Source organism: Paenibacillus sp. NPDC058367 (genome assembly GCF_042723305.1).
In the GTDB taxonomy this organism is placed as follows: Bacteria; Bacillota; Bacilli; order Paenibacillales; family Paenibacillaceae; genus Paenibacillus_AQ.
In genome coordinates this window covers 1,516,402-1,533,708 of record NZ_JBHXIZ010000001.1, presented here as the reverse complement: position 1 = coordinate 1,533,708, position 17,307 = coordinate 1,516,402, and the positions used below count along the sequence as shown (strand labels likewise).

General features: G+C 44.8%; 10 protein-coding genes and 1 other annotated feature. Of the genes, 5 read left to right on the top strand and 5 right to left on the bottom strand.

The genetic code is table 11. The features are described 5' to 3' along the window. The first annotated feature begins 58 nt into the window (after positions 1–58). The 3 genes from ACFWMP_RS06700 (at position 59) to pulA (ending at position 4,793) form a co-directional block, all read left to right on the top strand. On the top strand, positions 59–334 hold the full coding sequence (locus ACFWMP_RS06700) for an HPr family phosphocarrier protein (protein WP_042131974.1): 276 nt from the start codon (positions 59–61) through the stop codon (positions 332–334). Further along, positions 327–2,039, top strand: a complete 1,713-nt coding sequence (ptsP, locus tag ACFWMP_RS06695) for a phosphoenolpyruvate--protein phosphotransferase (RefSeq protein WP_379422652.1) — start codon at positions 327–329, stop codon at positions 2,037–2,039. The genes ACFWMP_RS06700 and ptsP overlap by 8 nt, the downstream gene beginning before the upstream one ends. Positions 2,040–2,453: 414 nt before the next feature. Next, positions 2,454–4,793 (top strand): type I pullulanase, encoded by a 2,340-nt coding sequence (gene pulA, locus ACFWMP_RS06690; protein WP_379422650.1) that lies wholly within the window; start codon positions 2,454–2,456, stop codon positions 4,791–4,793. Positions 4,794–4,854: 61 nt separating this feature from the next. On the opposite strand, the gene ACFWMP_RS06685 is transcribed toward pulA, so the two are convergent. The 5 genes from ACFWMP_RS06685 to ACFWMP_RS06665 all read right to left on the bottom strand — a co-directional run bounded on the left by ACFWMP_RS06685 (position 4,855) and on the right by ACFWMP_RS06665 (position 12,796). After that, a complete protein-coding gene (locus ACFWMP_RS06685) occupies positions 4,855–6,465 on the bottom strand; it encodes a diguanylate cyclase domain-containing protein (RefSeq protein ID WP_379422648.1) in 1,611 nt (536 codons plus the stop codon). 438 nt (positions 6,466–6,903) lie between these two features. Next, positions 6,904–8,076 carry an ABC transporter permease gene (locus ACFWMP_RS06680; protein WP_156113076.1) on the bottom strand — a complete coding sequence of 391 codons (1,173 nt, stop codon included), beginning with the start codon at positions 8,074–8,076 and terminating at the stop codon, positions 6,904–6,906. Further along, the gene (locus ACFWMP_RS06675; RefSeq protein ID WP_042186162.1) at positions 8,073–8,771 is read right to left on the bottom strand and encodes an ABC transporter ATP-binding protein; all 699 of its coding nucleotides are present in this window, start codon (positions 8,769–8,771) and stop codon (positions 8,073–8,075) included. The genes ACFWMP_RS06680 and ACFWMP_RS06675 overlap by 4 nt, the downstream gene beginning before the upstream one ends. Further along, positions 8,768–10,180: an efflux RND transporter periplasmic adaptor subunit gene (locus ACFWMP_RS06670; protein WP_379422645.1), complete on the bottom strand. Its 1,413-nt coding sequence runs from the start codon at positions 10,178–10,180 to the stop codon at positions 8,768–8,770. The genes ACFWMP_RS06675 and ACFWMP_RS06670 overlap by 4 nt, the downstream gene beginning before the upstream one ends. A 54-nt stretch (positions 10,181–10,234) precedes the next feature. Then, entirely contained in the window at positions 10,235–12,796 is a 2,562-nt protein-coding gene (locus ACFWMP_RS06665) for a hypothetical protein (protein WP_379422643.1), read from the bottom strand. 269 nt (positions 12,797–13,065) lie between these two features. After that, positions 13,066–13,351 (top strand) — a binding site (T-box leader). Positions 13,352–13,411: 60 nt separating this feature from the next. On the opposite strand from ACFWMP_RS06665, the gene pheS reads away from it, so the two are divergent. Next, a complete protein-coding gene (gene pheS / locus ACFWMP_RS06660; protein WP_042186167.1) occupies positions 13,412–14,446 on the top strand; it encodes a phenylalanine--tRNA ligase subunit alpha in 1,035 nt (344 codons plus the stop codon). Positions 14,447–14,789: 343 nt separating this feature from the next. Then, complete coding sequence (gene pheT / locus ACFWMP_RS06655) at positions 14,790–17,234, top strand: phenylalanine--tRNA ligase subunit beta (protein WP_339801923.1); 2,445 nt, start codon at positions 14,790–14,792, stop codon at positions 17,232–17,234. Positions 17,235–17,307: the final 73 nt, after the last annotated feature.

The window sequence follows — 17,307 nt, the reverse complement described above, 5'->3', positions numbered from 1 at the left end:
AAGCCTTCACTATAAATTTAAAAATATTCTATTAAAAGAAAGCGAGTTGGATAATATTATGCAAACAACATTCAGAATTATCGATGAAGATGGAATTCACGCACGTCCGGCAACTGCCTTGGTAAATACAGCTACGAAATTCAAAGGTACAGAAGCTTATGCAGAAGCAAAAGGCAAAAAAGTTACATTGAAATCTATCCTTGGCGTATTGTCATTGGGTCTAGAAGCTGGAGACACTTTGTCTCTGATTACTGAAGGTAGCGAAGAAGCTGAAGCTCTGAGCGCACTTTCTGATGTAATGATTAAAGAAGGGCTAGGGGAAATCCATGAATAAAATTTCAGGAATCGCGGCTTCAGCAGGGATTGCAGTAGCCCGTGCTTTTATCCTGAAACATCCGGATTATACAATTACAAAAACTAGTATCAGTGATCCTGAAGCAGAAGTCGCCAAGTTGAATGACGCACTTGCTAAATCAAGTGCTGAACTGCAGACCATTAAAGAGCGTACTTTAGCAGAACTAGGAGAGAAGAAAGCAGAGATTTTTGCATCCCATCTGCTGATTCTTGAGGACCCTGAGCTGATTAATCCCGTAATTGATAAAATTCGTCAGGAATCGGTTAACGCGGACTATGCACTAAACGAAGTAGCTACACAATTCATTGAAATGTTCGAAAACATGAAGAGTGCTTACTTACAAGAACGTGCAGCTGACATGCGTGATGTGACCAAACGCCTGCTGAACCACTTGCTGGGTATTCATTATGTTAGTCCTGCAGAAATCAATGAAGAGGTTATTGTTATCGCTGAGGATTTAACACCTTCTGACACAGCACAGCTAAATCGCAAGTATGTTAAAGGCTTCACAACAAACATTGGTGGACGTACGTCCCACTCCGCGATTATGGCACGTTCTTTGGAAATTCCAGCGGTAGTTGGAACTAAGAATGTCATGACAGAAGTGAATTCTGGGGATCTAGTGATTGTCGATGGTCTGAACGGTGACGTTCTTATTAATCCTAGTGAAGCAGAAGTGGCAGAGTACGTTAGCAAGCAGGAAGCTTACGACTTGCAAATTGCAGAGTGGAAGAAACTTCGTGATAAACCAACGATTTCTGCAGACGGTAAGCACGTGGAGCTGGCGGCTAATATCGGTACACCAAACGATGTCAATGGTGTAATTGAGAATGGTGGCGAAGGTGTAGGCTTGTATCGTACTGAGTTTCTATACATGGGCCGCGATAAGCTGCCTTCTGAGGAAATTCAATATAACGCCTATCGTACTGTGCTTGAGAATATGAAAGGCAAACCGGTAGTCGTACGTACACTTGATATCGGTGGCGACAAAGAACTTCCGTATCTGGATCTTCCAAAGGAAATGAATCCTTTCTTAGGATTCCGTGCGATTCGTCTTTGTCTGGATCGTCAGGATATTTTCCGTACGCAACTGCGTGCTTTACTGAGAGCAAGTGTTCATGGGGATCTTCGCATTATGTTCCCTATGATCGCAACACTTGGTGAATTCCGTGCAGCCCGTGATCTTCTGCTTGAAGAGAAAGCGAAGCTTCGTGAAGAAGGCAAGGAAGTATCTGACAACATTCAGCTCGGCATTATGGTTGAGATTCCTTCCACTGCTGTACTGGCTGACCAGTTCGCAAAGGAAGTTGATTTCTTCAGTATTGGTACGAATGACCTTATTCAATATACAATGGCTGCTGACCGTATGAATGAACGGGTGTCTTACCTGTATCAGCCATACAATCCGGCCATCCTGCGTCTGGTCAAGAATGTAATTGATGCAGCGCATGCAGAAGGTAAATGGACAGGAATGTGCGGTGAGATGGCTGGGGACGCAACAGCGATTCCACTCTTACTAGGTCTTGGCCTTGATGAATTCAGTATGAGTGCAACGTCAATTCTGCCAGCACGTAGTCAAATTTCTAAATTGTCGGCTGCCGACATGAAGGAACTGGCTGCAAAAGCATTGCAACTTGGCACTGCTGAAGAAGTAGCTGCACTTGTTCAAAGCATCACTAACTAACTATTTCCATATGCATTACTCCGTTAAACGTTTTATAACGTTCCAACTACTATTACCGACTTCCGATGTTTGGAGGTCGGTTTTTTTGTGTGTATATCGATAATTTTATTTCTTACGTTGGCTTAAGTTCATACGTGAGCGTTATACTCAATTTAGAATAATTAAATTCACTTTTTATTTGCTTTATTGCACAGATGTCTATGCCGATAGTAATAGTGATGAGTATAAAGTCGGTAAGGAACCCAAACCTGTAAATATGTCTTACATATAATAATAGTATGAATCCATAGAAAGTTTATACTCCTTTACCGACTTGCAGAGCTGTGCAAGTATTAATATGATCTAAATTGGAAATATTTGGACTTATAAGCATCCCTATAAGTTAGCCAGGGAGCCATAGGATGGTGTTAACTCATGAGTAAAAATGTTATAAATACAGAATTAATGTTAGAGGTCTATGAAGGTAAAGACCTGGGCTTGACGTACTCGGTGGAGTACAGTGTATTTAAAGTTTGGGCACCTACTGCTTTTGCTGTATCTCTAGTTATGTACGAAACAGATGGAAATCAACGTAACATTGGATTTGATCCGAGCTCTACAGATAGTGGGCGTATTATATATATGCAGCGTCAGAACGGCGGAGTCTGGCAGACTAAGTTATCAGGTGATTTAAAAGGAAAATATTATATGTACCGTGCTGTATTTGCTGATGGAAATGTGACGGAAGCAGTAGATCCTTATGCAACAGCCGTATCGGCAAATGGTTTAAGAACAGCAATCGTTGATTTGCGCAGGACCCATCCTGAGCATTGGGAGAAGGACGTTGCTCCTCCATTGCAGCATCCTGCAGACGCGGTTATTTATGAGCTGCATGTGCGTGACTTCTCCTCACATGAGAGCTCTGGCATGTACTATAAGGGCAAATTCAAAGCATTTACCGAATTTGGCTTAAGAGATCCGGAAGGAAATACAATAGGTATTGATCATCTTGTTGAATTGGGTATCACCCATGTACATCTGATGCCCGTGTTTGATTTCCAGACCGTAGATGAGTTAAGTGTAATAAAGCGTGGTTCGTCCATTGAACATACCGACTACAATTGGGGATATGATCCTCAGCATTATAATGTACCGGAAGGATCATATAGCACTGATCCTACCGATCCAGGTCTACGAATCCGGGAATTTAAAGAAATGGTTCAGGCTTTGCATAGTCGTGGGATTTCAGTAATTATGGATGTGGTTTACAACCACACGTATGCTGTGGAGAAGGGTCCCTTCGAGCCGCTTGTACCAGATTACTTCTATCGCCGTGACTACTTGGGACGTTTATCTAATGGCTCGGGAGTTGGTAACGAGCTGGCTACAGAGCGTCCGATGGTACGCAAATATATTAAGGATTCGTTGTCCTACTGGGCTACGGAGTATCATATTGATGGCTTCAGATTTGATCTAATGGGTCTGATGGATAGTGTGACCATGCGTGAAATAACGGAAGAGCTTCGACTTGAGGTGAATCCTAATCTGCTGTTATATGGCGAACCTTGGACAGGTGGAGATTCTCCACTGGCAACAAAGACGCTAAAAGGTGTGCAGCGGGGGAAAGGATATGCTGTCTTCAATGATAACTTTCGTTCGGCGATCAAAGGTGATAGTGATGGATGGGGACGGGGCTTCATTACAGGGGAATACGGTAAAGAAGGGGCTATTGCAGCCGGAATCAAAGGAGCCATCCACGAATTTACAGACTCCCCAGTGGAATCGGTGAACTATGTAACGGCCCATGATAATTTGAATTTATGGGATAAGGTGCTTACCGTTCAAGGGGGATTTCAGGATGCCATTTCACGGGCTAATCCTTACGTGAATGTAGATCTGGAGAATATTCTCTGCAATGAGACCGTGCGCCGATCCCTACTTGCAAATGGAATCATCCTGACCTCGCAAGGGATTCCATTCCTGCATGCCGGTGATGAGCTACTGCGCAGTAAATTTGGAGATCATAATAGCTATCGTAGCGGTGATACGATAAACGCGATCCGCTGGAACATGAAGAGTATGTTTAAGCCTGTATTTCAATATTATAAAGGTTTGATCGAACTGCGGCGTACACATCCGGCATTTCGTCTACATGGTCGGCAGGAAATTGAGCGTTCGCTGGAATTTCTGCGCTGTGATGGGGGGATCGTGTCATACCTGCTTAGAAATCATGCAGGAGGTGACCTCTGGAACAATATAACAGTCATCTTTAATGCCAATAATGATCGAGTAAAGCTATCTCTTCCTGAAGCTAACAACGGTTGGAACGTGGTAGTGGATCATACCCGAGCGGGGACAGAAGCATTCCGGAAGGTCGCAGGTAGCGAGGTGGAAATTGAAGGCTTGTCGATGATGGTGCTCTATGATGAATGTGGTGAGCCAGCACCGCGGTCCAAAATTATCGAAGTACACTATGAGCGGCCAGATGGGAAATATCAAGGCTGGAATCTTTGGGTTTGGGATACAGGAATTCAGGACGGACAATGCGACTTTCGGTATATGGAGGATGGGCGTGCAGTTGCACGAATTGAGGTGTTGCCAGATACCGATTCTATCGGATATATATTACGACTAAATGACTGGGAAGAGAAAGATGGGGATGGCGATCGCTTCATTGATTGTTCCAAGGATGAAGAGCTGATCAAGGTCATGGTTATAGATCGTGATCAGGAGAATGATGGAATCTCAGATGATCATCTGCAGTTAACCAGTTAAAAAAATAAAAAAGAGCTGCTTCAGGGTTAGTTGTCCCCCGGAACAGCTCTTTTTGTTGATCTTATGGTTTTCCGATGATCTGGTTGGATAAACCTACATCTAAAAGCTCGTAGTAGAGATTAGCTTCATTCCCTCCATGGTCTTTGGAAAGGTACATCGCTAGATCTGCGGCACGCAGAAGTTCATTAATACTGCCTCCATGCTCAGGAAATAGGGCTACACCAATACTTGCGGAGGTGTGGAAGCTAGATCCATTGTCAATAGACCAAGATTTGTTGAATAACTTAAGCAACCGTTGTAGCATTTCATCTAACATTTCTGGAGAAGTAAATCGGTGCAGTACCACCGCGAATTCATCACCGCCAATCCGGAACGCCTGGCCTACACCTTTAACCGTTTGCAAAAGCTCTCGAGAGAGCAGCTGGAGAAATTCGTCTCCAGCCAGATGTCCTAAGGTATCGTTTAACTGCTTGAATCTATCACAATCCAGCAATGCGAGTGCAATATTCTTTCTCCGTTCCTCGGGTTGGTTTATGAGATTCTCCATGTACATTTTGAAATGAGCACGGTTGGGAATCGCGGTTAAATGATCATAGAAGGCTAGCTTATGTAATCGTTCTTCGTATTGCTTCCGTTGTGTAATTTCACGGGACACTAACATAAATTGTGCTGGGAAATTATTTCTTCCCCGAACAGGCGACACCTTCGTTTCCAGCCATACCCATTGCCCTTCAGCTCCACGCATTCGTAGCTCTGAGATACGAGGGGTTCCTTGAACGACACTCTTTAGTTTAGCCCAAGCAATTTCCGGTTCACGAATGTAGTTGGAGAGTGGATCACCCTTTTTAGGAACATAGCCGAGAATACTTGAATGTGAAGGGGAGCTATATAGTATCAACCCGTTAGGATCAGTCAAAATAATAAAGTCAGACATGGTTTCACCGATTAGCTGATAGAGTGTTTGTTCCTCCAGCATTTCATTTTTGAGCCAAATGATTTTGCGACCCAGATAAATAATAACTAGAAGCAGAATAAAGAAGACCAATGAGTATAGCGCAAAGAGTGCACTCTTTTTATCTTGGAACCCATCTGTTACTTGTAAAGCGTAGGTGTCTATCAGGTCTTCTGATTGATCTAGATGAGTTCTGACTTCATTTAACTGCATGTTCAGACTTACAGCATGATATGAAGCAGGGTCCCATCCGATTTGCATTCGTTCAGCTATCAATTTACTTCCTGTACTCTTCCATAGGACTAGGGATGTTTCGAAGGCATGGAGCTCGTTCTCTAATTCAGTAAGTATATTTGCCTGTTTCAAATCACTGTAGGGTTTGTTGATAGATTTGATGTCTGAACTTGCTAGGCCTACCCGTTCTTGTGCTTGTTGATTATTGTCCTTAAATTCCTGAATGAACTGATCACGTTCAGCGTCAGTGAGGTTCGAGCTCATGGAGGAGTGGAGAGCGATTGCGGCTTGATGCAGATCACGATCAGCGCTCAGTATGAGCTCAGAGTTCTCAAATACATCTTCATATAAAGAATCTGACATTCTGTTAATGGTGTGATTTAGATAGAGTAAAGAAGCTACACTAATTCCAACCAGTAGAATGGAGATCGCAGCGAAAATAAAGATTAGTTTGCGTGTTACTTTGATATCGAAAAATCCAGCCACGGTCATCTTCTCCCCGCATAAGATGTTTAACAAATCTTATTGCTGCTAACTATAACCTGCGGAACTTCCATTTGTGGCAGGCGTGTTTTATTTTCAGGCAAAGATGTTGAGAGTAATTATGTAAAAAAAAGAGGTGTTGTAACATAGTGGGAATTGAGGCATGGGAAAGATAAATTGTGTGTGGATCGCAGTTTGTAGTACAACAAGTATATAGGACGTCCTACTTATAGAGCAATCGCTTCCTCAAATAAATATCAATAATAAAAAATTTAAATGATTATGGTATGGGCCTATTGCCTTATCTATATTCAAATCCATAAATCCTATTACCCAACGCCTTCGTAAATGATACCCAGCTCAGCCCCAAAAATATGCGTTCTGTTATGTTAAAAAAGCTGCCAAGTCATAATAATGACTGTGGCAGCTGACTTGAAGTTACTATTCGTTACGTAGTGCATGAATGGGGCGAAGCCGTGCGGCTTTGTTCGCAGGCATCATTCCGAAAATCACGCCGATAAGCAAGGAGAAAACAAAAGATATCAGTACCATATCCCAAGCAATGGATACTGTAAGTGAAGTGTACTTTCCTAGTAACCAACTACCTGCGACTCCAATGCCAACACCGATCACCCCACCCAATCCGCTAAGCACAATGGATTCGATCATGAATTGAGCGAGAATATCGAACTTTTTGGCGCCGATTGCTTTGCGGATACCAATTTCTCTTGTTCTTTCATTGACGGATACGATCATAATATTCATAATGCCGATCCCCCCGACAAACAGAGAAATGCCGGCAATTCCCGCAAGTGCCATTGAAAGCGTAGCTGTCGTAGAATTTACAGTTTCCAGCATCTCTTGAGAGTCAAAGACACTAAAAGCATTATCCGCATAATTAAATTTAGCATCCAGTGTACTCTCTAGTTTATCTTTTACGGTAGCTACAGTGTCTGCTGAAGTCGTCGCAATTGTGATGGAACGTACGCCTTTGCTTTTTAACTGACGTTCTGCAGTAGCTATAGGAATCAATAAGATATCATCGTTGGAGCCACTTAGACTAGAGCCTTTTGCTTCCAAAAGACCGACGATTTTATAGCTGATCCCGTTTAGCTGTACCTTTTGGCCGACAGGATCATCTGTACCGAATAAATCCTCAGCCGTACCTGTGCCGATTAGCGCTACCTTCTGCCGGTACTCCGTATCAATATCAAGCAGGAAACGTCCTGACTGTACATGAAAATCCTTAACGTCCTCATAAGAAGGTGTAATGCCCTCAACTGTAACGCTAACATTCTCAGTATTATGCTTGGCTGTAACGTTGCCACTGATCACAGGAGCTACATTTTCTATCCCCTCTATATCTCCTAGTGCCAAGGCTTCTTCATAGGTGAGGGAGGTGGTAGCCCCACGGCCAGTGATGTTTACCGTCAGTTGATTTGTTCCGAGTCCATTAAGCTGCTCCGTAATCTGAGAAGTAGTTCCCTGCCCCACAGAAACGAGGATGATAACGGATGATACACCAATAATAATACCCAGCATCGTTAAAAAAGCTCTTACTTTACTGCTGTAAATACTTTTTAGAGCCATCCGCATACTTTGAAATAATTTCACCTCGCATTCCTCCGATCTTCTACGAGGTTGCCATCCTGAATACGAATGATCCGCTTTGCTTGCTTTGCAATTTCGAGGTCATGTGTGATTAGGATGATTGTATGACCCTGCTCATTTAATTCTCGTATCATCTGCATGACCTCTTGTCCAGTTCGCGTATCAAGCGCCCCGGTAGGTTCATCTGCAAGTAGAATCGGGGGAGATCCAGCCATGGCTCGCGCAATCGCTACACGCTGCTGCTGACCTCCTGAAAGCTCAGAAGGTCGGTGATGCATTCTCTCCTCCAAACCAACTTTAAGGAGTGCTTGCTGCGCTGTTTCTCTGCGTTCTCGATGTGAGAGGCCGCGGTATATTAGCGGAAGCTCCACATTCTCGACAGCAGACAACTTGGGGAGGAGATTGAAGTTTTGAAAGATAAAGCCGATCTTCTCATTCCGGATAACTGCCAGCTTGTTGTCGGATAACTTACGAACCTCTTGTCCGTCTAGGAGATAGCTTCCTTCATCCGATACATCCAGGCATCCGAGCATGTTCATTAGTGTTGATTTACCAGAACCGGAAGGACCTATAATCGCTACGAACTCTCCGAAGTCGATTGTAAAGGAAAGATTTTTTAGAACTGTCATAGTTTCTCCGGCCATAGTATAGCCATGGGTCATATTCTGGACTTGGATCAGTGGCGTTAAAGCACTCATCTACTGCCACCTCCGCCACCACCAGGTGCTCCGCCCGTGCCACCAGTACCACCTCCACTGAAGCCACCACCACCACTAAAGCCGCCGCCGCCGAAACCGGCGCCACCCATACCGCCCATGCCACCTTGCATTTGCATCTCAGTACTAGTTGTACCTGTTTTGGTAGAGATGACAGTAGGGATGATCACTTTGTCTCCTTCATTAAGCCCACTGACAATTTCAATACTGCTCTCATCATGGATGCCCACTTCGACGGAAACTGTTCGCTGATTACTATTTCCACGGTTTCTTGTGCCAGCTGCTCCGTTAGGCATAGTACCGCCGCGAGCATCAGGCGCTCCACTAGGCATAGCGCCATCGCGAGCATCAGGAGCCCCGCTAGGCATAGCACCACCGTTAGCATCGGGAGCCCCGCTAGGCCTCGGTGCTTGGCCCTCGCTAGAGGCTTTTGAGGAATCGGTTGAACCCGGTGAACCCGCTGTTAAAGGGAGAGAAACTGTGTACTTGCCATTTCTTTCTTGAACAGCTTCAATAGGTACGGTTAATACATCTTTTTTCTCAGCTGTTGTAACTGAAACTTCTGCCGACATCCCTACAAGGGCGCCTTCGGAGGTGGTTAAGCCAACGGTAACATCGAAGAGGGAGACTCCGTTCGAGACGGTGCCTTCCTTGGCAATCTTAGTAACACTCCCCTTGAATTCAGTGTCGGGCAGGGCATCCAATGAAATGGTAGCAGGCATCCCTATTTTCACTGTAGGAATATCAAGCTCATCCACCTGCACTATGACGCTTAAATTAGCATAATCGGTGATATCGATGAGTTCAGAGCCATCCATCGCTTTTTCACCGCTGGCTATGTTAACTGCTGTAACAGTTCCGTCAATAGGGGCGGTTAGGGGATCTGGAGGGATCATATCCTCTTGTACAGATGCAATTTTTTCGATTTGAGAAGCGATATCCGTTTTCGCTTTTTCAATCGAACGTTTGGCACTGGCTAATTCATCCTCAGAGGCACCTGCCACGGCAAGCTTCTTATACTGCTCCTGCTTGTCCTGAAGATCCTCTTCAAGCGAGGTAAGAGAGGTTTGTTCCTGCTTGAGATTGTCGCTCAAATCATTGCCTTCGAAGGTAATTAATGTCTGACCTTTTTTCACATTGTCGCCTTCTTTGACAAGCACCTCAGCTACGGTTCCAGCGTCCTTCGTTTTCACTTTTCCTGTTTCAGTGGCCGTGACGGAGCCTGCTCCAGATACATTTACTACGATATCGCCCTTCGTAACCGTGGCTGTATTAATGGGCACTTCAGCAGCCTGACTGCTCTTATCAGGTAAAAATGTATACACCAACAATCCGGCTGTTACTACAGCTACTACTCCGATGGTCCAGAGCAACACTTTTTTCTTCTTCATTTCTTTCCTCCATAGATCATCAAATTTCTTTTAACTTAGGCCACCCCTCGCATACTAAGTGTCGGATGGATTGTTAGCACTTGAATCGGTGTTTGAAGTGGAATTGTTGTTTGAAGTCGTTGACGCTGCCTGATAAGTGACAACATAGGTCCCAGTTCCCAGCAAATTTCGATGACCTTGGAATTCGTCGTATACATTCAATCGGATCGCGCCGCCACCTAGAGTTTTGTAAAGATTGCTTGTGAATGTTGTGGTGTATGACTTGAAGTTCCCTAATGGTAGATCTGTGCCCAGTGTTAATGTCTTCTCCATCGTTTGTCCGAAGGGGTCGATTAGCTCTAGTACAAGCTTGTGCTCATAGGTACCCGATTCGTAAAGCGTGCTGCTCGACAGGTTGTAGGTTAGGACAGTGCTTAGCGTATCTTTTCCACCAGTGACGGTGGCGACTGCATTTGTAACGGATAGGGTATAAGGGAACAATTCTACATCCAAAAGATTACTTTTTGACTCCACCGCAACATTATTTAGACCCAGTGACACCGTATTGATATAACCCGTTGATTTCCCGCCAGGAGCCGTAAGTTTTCCTTCGGATACCCCTTCACCGACATAAAGAACAAGCTGAGAAGGATCTACTCCAAGTGGAAGCTTAGTCCAGACGGTAACCAGATTTTTTCCGTTAGGGCTCGTGGAAGTGGTAGACTGGTTGACCTCGGCTTCGTAATATTGATTGTCAGGCGTTTTGTAATAAGCTACGAGTTGAGCCTGCTCCGATTTACGTGTTTCCTCACTGTTCATTTCCAGTTCTGTGTACATGATATTGGAGCTCGCACCCTGATAAACCGTTGTCCGGCGCTCTAACACTTCTGCTTTTTTACTTTCAAGGTCAATTTGGAAGGAACTTAGTGCTGCAACTTCCTGAACACGGCTGTCCAACTGATTTGTACTTAAAGAAAGAAAATTAATTTTGCTTTCGCCGGAGGTTTCTTGCAGCGTTATTTTTAATTGATTGAACTGGTAGGTGTAAGGAACATTGGCCACGACATAAACGTCTGCGGATTCATTTGGCCCGAGTATGGTTTGCGTGCTTTCTGTGACAACTTGGGAAGTGCTGCTAATATCACTCTCACCAGCTTTAATGACGCTTGTAAATGCAGGAAGCTGCACAGAGGTCGATTTCGTGTTGCGAATATTGATTTTAGCTACAAGCTGATCTTTGTCTGCCCAAGGTAGCCGCTGGATGTTCTCAAGCTTGACAGCAAATGTGCCGTAACTGTTCTCCACCGCGTATTCTGTATCCTGCCAATTGTTAGTTTGGAGTGTGTAAGGAATCTGATAATAGGCTGTAGGAAAAATGATCTTACCCTCTACAGCGGGTTCAGTCATTTGCAGCTGTAGCGTTCCTTGAGCGATCGTTAGCGGAACTTCTGCACTGAGCTCAATTATTTTTTCTTCAAGGGGTTTGAGTGTAAGGTTTGCGAAAGCCTTCGTGTCCAACGGAAAGCTATATCCTTCAGCGGCTTTAACGGTAAACTCATAAGCAGGCAAAGTAATCGCCTTGTTGCCGCTATTTTTTACTCGAAATTGCAGCGTCCACTTCGCAGTGCCGTTGTCGGCATAGACATTGGCGCTTTTTAACTGCGTCTCGACAGTATTATTGTTAATCGTAAGCTTCTTGATGACATTGCTGGCTACGACAAGATCTGGTGTGGTAGCAGCGGGAAGGTTATAGGTGACGATGGGCAAAGCTAATTTTAATGAGGTATCTTCTGCAGCAAACTGCAGAGTCATATTGTCTGTCTTCATATAAGAGGGGATTTCCGTCATGTAGTAGATCGTCTTTTTTTCCTGTGGCTGTACTTTGTAGTTACTGCTCGCATCATCAAGCGTTAATTCAAATACAGATCCTCCTGCGGATGCGAGGTATCCCTTAAGTCCAGGATCACTTAGCACTTTGGTTCCTTGATTGGTTAAGCTCACACCTACTTTGGCGTATACCTTACCGTTATATTTGTAAATTTGCAGACTTTCCGTTTTGGTTGTTACGGGCTGATTATTCAAGGTTATCTTTTTACTTTGGCCTCTAGCGACCGCTTGTGAAAAAGCAACAGGCATGGTGAAGGTCCCCAGCTTTTTTTGATAATCGGTACTGCTGAAATCCCAACCGAATACTGAAATCTTCACTCCATTTAAAGATGTGGATTTACCGACGTTTACGTAATAGGTTACGGATTGACTGCTTTTGGAGGGGATAGATTTGATGGTTGCACTGCTGGTTACTGGGCTTCCTTGGATAACGGTTCCTCCGGCAGTTGTTACTTTAGAGAAATAGTCCACAAGATTGATGCTGCTTCCGCTCCCATTGTTATAGCTGAGGGTGTATGTAAGAATATTGCCGCCATCCTGAGTCAAAAAGCCAACATCGGTCAGCTTCACACTAAAGTTACTCTTTAAAGCTATCGAGCCGAGTTTATCCAGAGTGGATACAGTGGTGGCAGTTGCTGTTTTGGTGGATGAAGTAGTAGTTGATGCCGCGTATGCTCCATACGCTGAAGCTTGACTCAGAACTGCTGCGCTAAGTATGATCACAGCTACTTTTGTTCTTCGTGCATGCATGTAATTCCCTCCCGGTATGAAAGTCCTTGTATTTTGAAGGTGATTTATGATTGAGTACAACCATGCCTTCTTAATAATGGAAATTATCAAGCTCCGCTGAACGTTAGCTGAAAAAAAGTCCCCAAAATGGCTCTGAACCTTAAAGCCAGCTTAAAGCCAGATAAAAATTGCCCTAATTATGCTTGAACTTGTCAAAACGACAGATTTTGCATATAATAAACAGACATATCTCTTGCATAAAAGAGATACCTGACAATTAGATTGAATTGTGAAATGCAGTGATGGAGAAGAGTACACAGTGCCTGACTTACAGGGAGGAGACGCCGGTGATTGAGAGCGTTTCTAGGATACAGAGCTGTCGAAGTTCACTCCGGAGCAGTTCCTTGAATTCCTTAAGATTGCCTTGTAAGGAAGCGTAGGGGAAACCGGTCACAGACCGTTATTTCTGTATAAAGTGAGATAGGTATCTGTCCAGCCAAAAGAGGGATGAAGCTCTTAAGGGGAACAGATCAGCTTGTCTAACAAGGGTGGTACCACGGTCTTTTCGTCCCTTACCGGGAGGAAAGGCCTTTTTTTGTTGAACTAGACAATGATTGAAGGGGGCTGTACACGGCCATGAAAGAGAAGTTGGAAGCATTGAAGGTTGAGGCGCTGGCTAAGTTGCAGGAGGTTATGGATCCACAGGTTTTGAATGACCTAAGAGTGAAATATCTCGGTAAAAAAGGCGAGCTTACAGAAGTTCTACGTGGTATGGGAGGACTTAGTGCTGAGGAGCGTCCGGTTATCGGGCAAGTAGCGAATCAGGTGCGTAGTGCCATTGAGGAGATTATTGGAGCGAAGCAAGAGGCTTTTCAACAGCAAGAGACTCAGCAACGTCTGCAGGCTGAAAAAGTAGACGTAACCCTGCCGGGTCGCCGCATGCAGCAAGGGGGCGTTCACCCGCTTAGCAGAGTGGTTCAGGAAATTGAGGATATTTTCATTGGTATGGGCTACCGTGTGGCTGAAGGTCCGGAAGTGGAGACCGATTATTATAACTTTGAAGCCCTAAATCTGCCTAAAAATCACCCGGCACGCGATATGCAGGATTCCTTTTATTTAACGGATGACCTGCTTATGCGTACTCAAACGTCTCCGGTACAAATTCGTACTATGCAGGCTATGAACGGTGAAGTTCCAGTTAAAATCATTTGCCCGGGTAAAGTATTCCGCCGCGATGATGACGATGCAACGCATTCCTTCCAGTTCCATCAAATTGAAGGTTTGGTTATCGGAAGCAACATTCGGATGAGTGATCTGAAAGGCACCTTGCAGCAATTCGTACAAGAGATGTTCGGCCCGAATACAGACATTCGTCTTCGTCCGAGCTTCTTCCCATTCACCGAGCCAAGCGTTGAAGTGGATGTAAGCTGCTTCAAATGTGGCGGCGATGGCTGCAGACTGTGCAAGCAAAGCGGATGGTTAGAAATCCTTGGCGCCGGCATGGTGCATCCAAATGTTCTGAAAATGGGTGGCTATGATCCTGCTAAGTATAGCGGCTTCGCATTTGGTATGGGTGTTGAGCGGATTGCTATGCTTAAATACGGCATCGATGACATCCGTCATTTCTATAACAACGATATGAGTTTTGTAAAGCAGTTCAAGGGCGTTTAGATTTTTGGTGGGCGAGCTGGCTGGTGGGTTAGGAGTAAGTAGCAATTGGGTTACTGATCTTGCTTAATAAAAGACTATTAATAGAAGGAACGGAGAGGAATTTTGGAACTGTAGAAGCGCCAGCGTTCGCCTTTATCCTCGGATTTCTACCGCGAGAAGCGGTTCTAATCAGGAAATCTGAGGATAACAGCGATCGGAAGTCCAATATTTTTCGTAGTGACTGCTATAAATAGGACGGGTATGAAGCTTTCATCGAGTAATCCTAAATTGTACTACTCCCACAGGAAGCAGATCGAACGGCAAGTAGATAAATACATCTGAAACATAAAGGAAGTGAGCGGACATGAAAGTATCAACCGGATGGTTGGCTGATTATACATCGATTGAAGGAGTAACCGCCGAAAAGCTAGCGGAGAAGATTACCGCTGCCGGCATTGAAATTGACGGAGTAGAGCGCCGCAATAAAGGGATTTCCGGCATCGTAACCGGCTATGTGAAATCGAAAGAAAAGCATCCTGATGCGGATAAGCTGAACGTATGTATCGTGGATGCAGGTCAAGGTGAAGATCTGCAAATCGTCTGTGGCGCAAAGAATGTAGCTGCGGGACAAACCGTTCCTGTAGCTCTTGTTGGCGCTAAGCTGCCAGGGCTGGATATCAAAAAAGCGAAGCTGCGCGGGGTATTATCACAAGGGATGATCTGCTCGGCTAAAGAATTGGGACTCAATGATAAATTGCTTCCTAAAGAGCAGCAAGAAGGAATTCTTGTACTTCCTGAAGGTACAGAGATCGGTCAAGATATTTCAAAGCTGCTGGGTCTAGATGATGAAATTCTGGAATTCGATCTGACTCCGAACCGTTCAGACTGCCTAAGCATGATTGGTGCTGCTTATGAAGTGAGCGCGATTCTTGGACGCGACATTAAATTGCCTGATCCTGCGAGTGAAATGATTGAGATCAGCGGAGCAGCTGCTCAATCTATTTCCGTTAAGATTGAGAATGAAGAACATTGCAGTCATTACGCAGTTCGTTATATCTCAGGTGTTAAATCAGCAGCATCCCCGCTGTGGATTCAGAATCGTCTAATGGCGGCAGGGATTCGTCCAATTAACAACATCGTAGACATCACTAACTATGTGATGCTCGAATACGGACAGCCGCTTCATGCTTTTGATGCAGATAAAATAGAAGGCGGAGAACTCGGCGTTCGTCTTGCTCATGAAGGTGAAGTCCTGACTACACTTGATGGCCAAGAACGGAAGCTTGAGCCACATATGCTCGTTATCGCTGATGGAGCTAAAGCAGTAGCTCTGGCTGGAGTAATGGGAGGTCAGGATACGGAAGTTACTGCTGAGACGGTAAATCTCGTTCTGGAATCCGCTAAGTTTGACGGAGGAACCGTTCGTAAAACCTCGCGTCAACTGGGACTTCGCTCGGAAGCATCGCTTCGTTTCGAGAAAGAAGTGGATCCAAATGCAGTGATCCCTGCATTGAATCGCGCTGCAGTACTTATTGCGCGTTATGCTGGCGGATCTGTGCATGAAGGAATTGTGCAAGCAGGAACAGTCGCAGGAGAAGAGAAGGTACTTACTTTGTCCTTGGAGAAGCTGAACCGTTATCTCGGAACAGATCTGTCCTTGCTAGAAGTGAAGACATTGTTTGGTCGTCTACATTTCAAATGCGGGGATACCGCACAAGGATTGATCGAAGTTCAGGTGCCAACTAGACGTGGCGATATCAGCTATGATGTTGACCTTATCGAAGAAATTGCTCGTCTGTACGGGTATGACAATATTCCAACGACTCTGATTGAAGGTGTTACAACGCCAGGCGCATTGACGCATAAGCAATCACTCCGCCGTGAACTGCGTCGCCTGTTGTCGCATGGCGGTTATCAGGAAGTGATGGGTTACTCCTTCATCCAGCCGAAACAAAGCAAAATGTTCCCTGAGTTATCAGAAGGCTCACAAGCGGTTAAATTGGCTATGCCAATGAGTGAAGAACGCAGTGTACTGCGTACTAGCCTTCTGCCACAACTATTGGATATTGCTAGCTATAATACCAACCGTCGTCAAAGCGATCTAGCGTTGTTTGAAATCGGCAATGTCTTCTTCACAGATGAGGAACAGTTGACTCGTCAGCCGCGTGAACTGCCGGTGCTGGGGTTGTTGCTTAGCGGTAGCCTAACCGTGAAGCAATGGAACGTTTCTGCACAGCCTGTAGATTTCTTTGATTTGAAGGGTGCGCTGGAATCAGTATTTGCTTATTTGGGTCTTACAGACAGAATTATCTACGAGGGAGATAGTCCAGAAGGGTATCATCCTGGACGTTCCGCGTCGGTATATTTAGTCGGAGACGAGGGTCGTGTGAAGATTGGAACTATGGGCCAGCTTCATCCGGAACTGCAAAGAGAGCTTGATCTAGTGGATACTTATGTAGCTGAGATTCTATTGCAGCCGCTGTATGATAACACGCAAAGCCGTCTGCAATATAATGAGCTTCCACGTTTCCCAGGTATGGAACGGGATATTGCAGTAGTTGTAGATTCAACTGTACCAGCAGGCGATCTGCTAGCTTCCATCCGTGCAAACGGAGGAACTTTGCTGCAATCCGTGCAGGTATTCGACGTGTACACTGGTGGCAAGTTAGAGAGTGGAAAGAAGAGTATTGCGATCTCACTGCTGTATCGTCACGGTGAACATACATTGACAGATGAAGAGGTTGGAGAGGTGCATGATAAGCTATTATCAGTCCTTCAACAAACTTTTGGTGCAGAATTAAGAAAATAGCAGGAATTGTGTAAAGCCGCAGCGAATCCATTTAGAAACTGAGATTCGCTGCGGCTTTTTCTGGGTAGAGTGA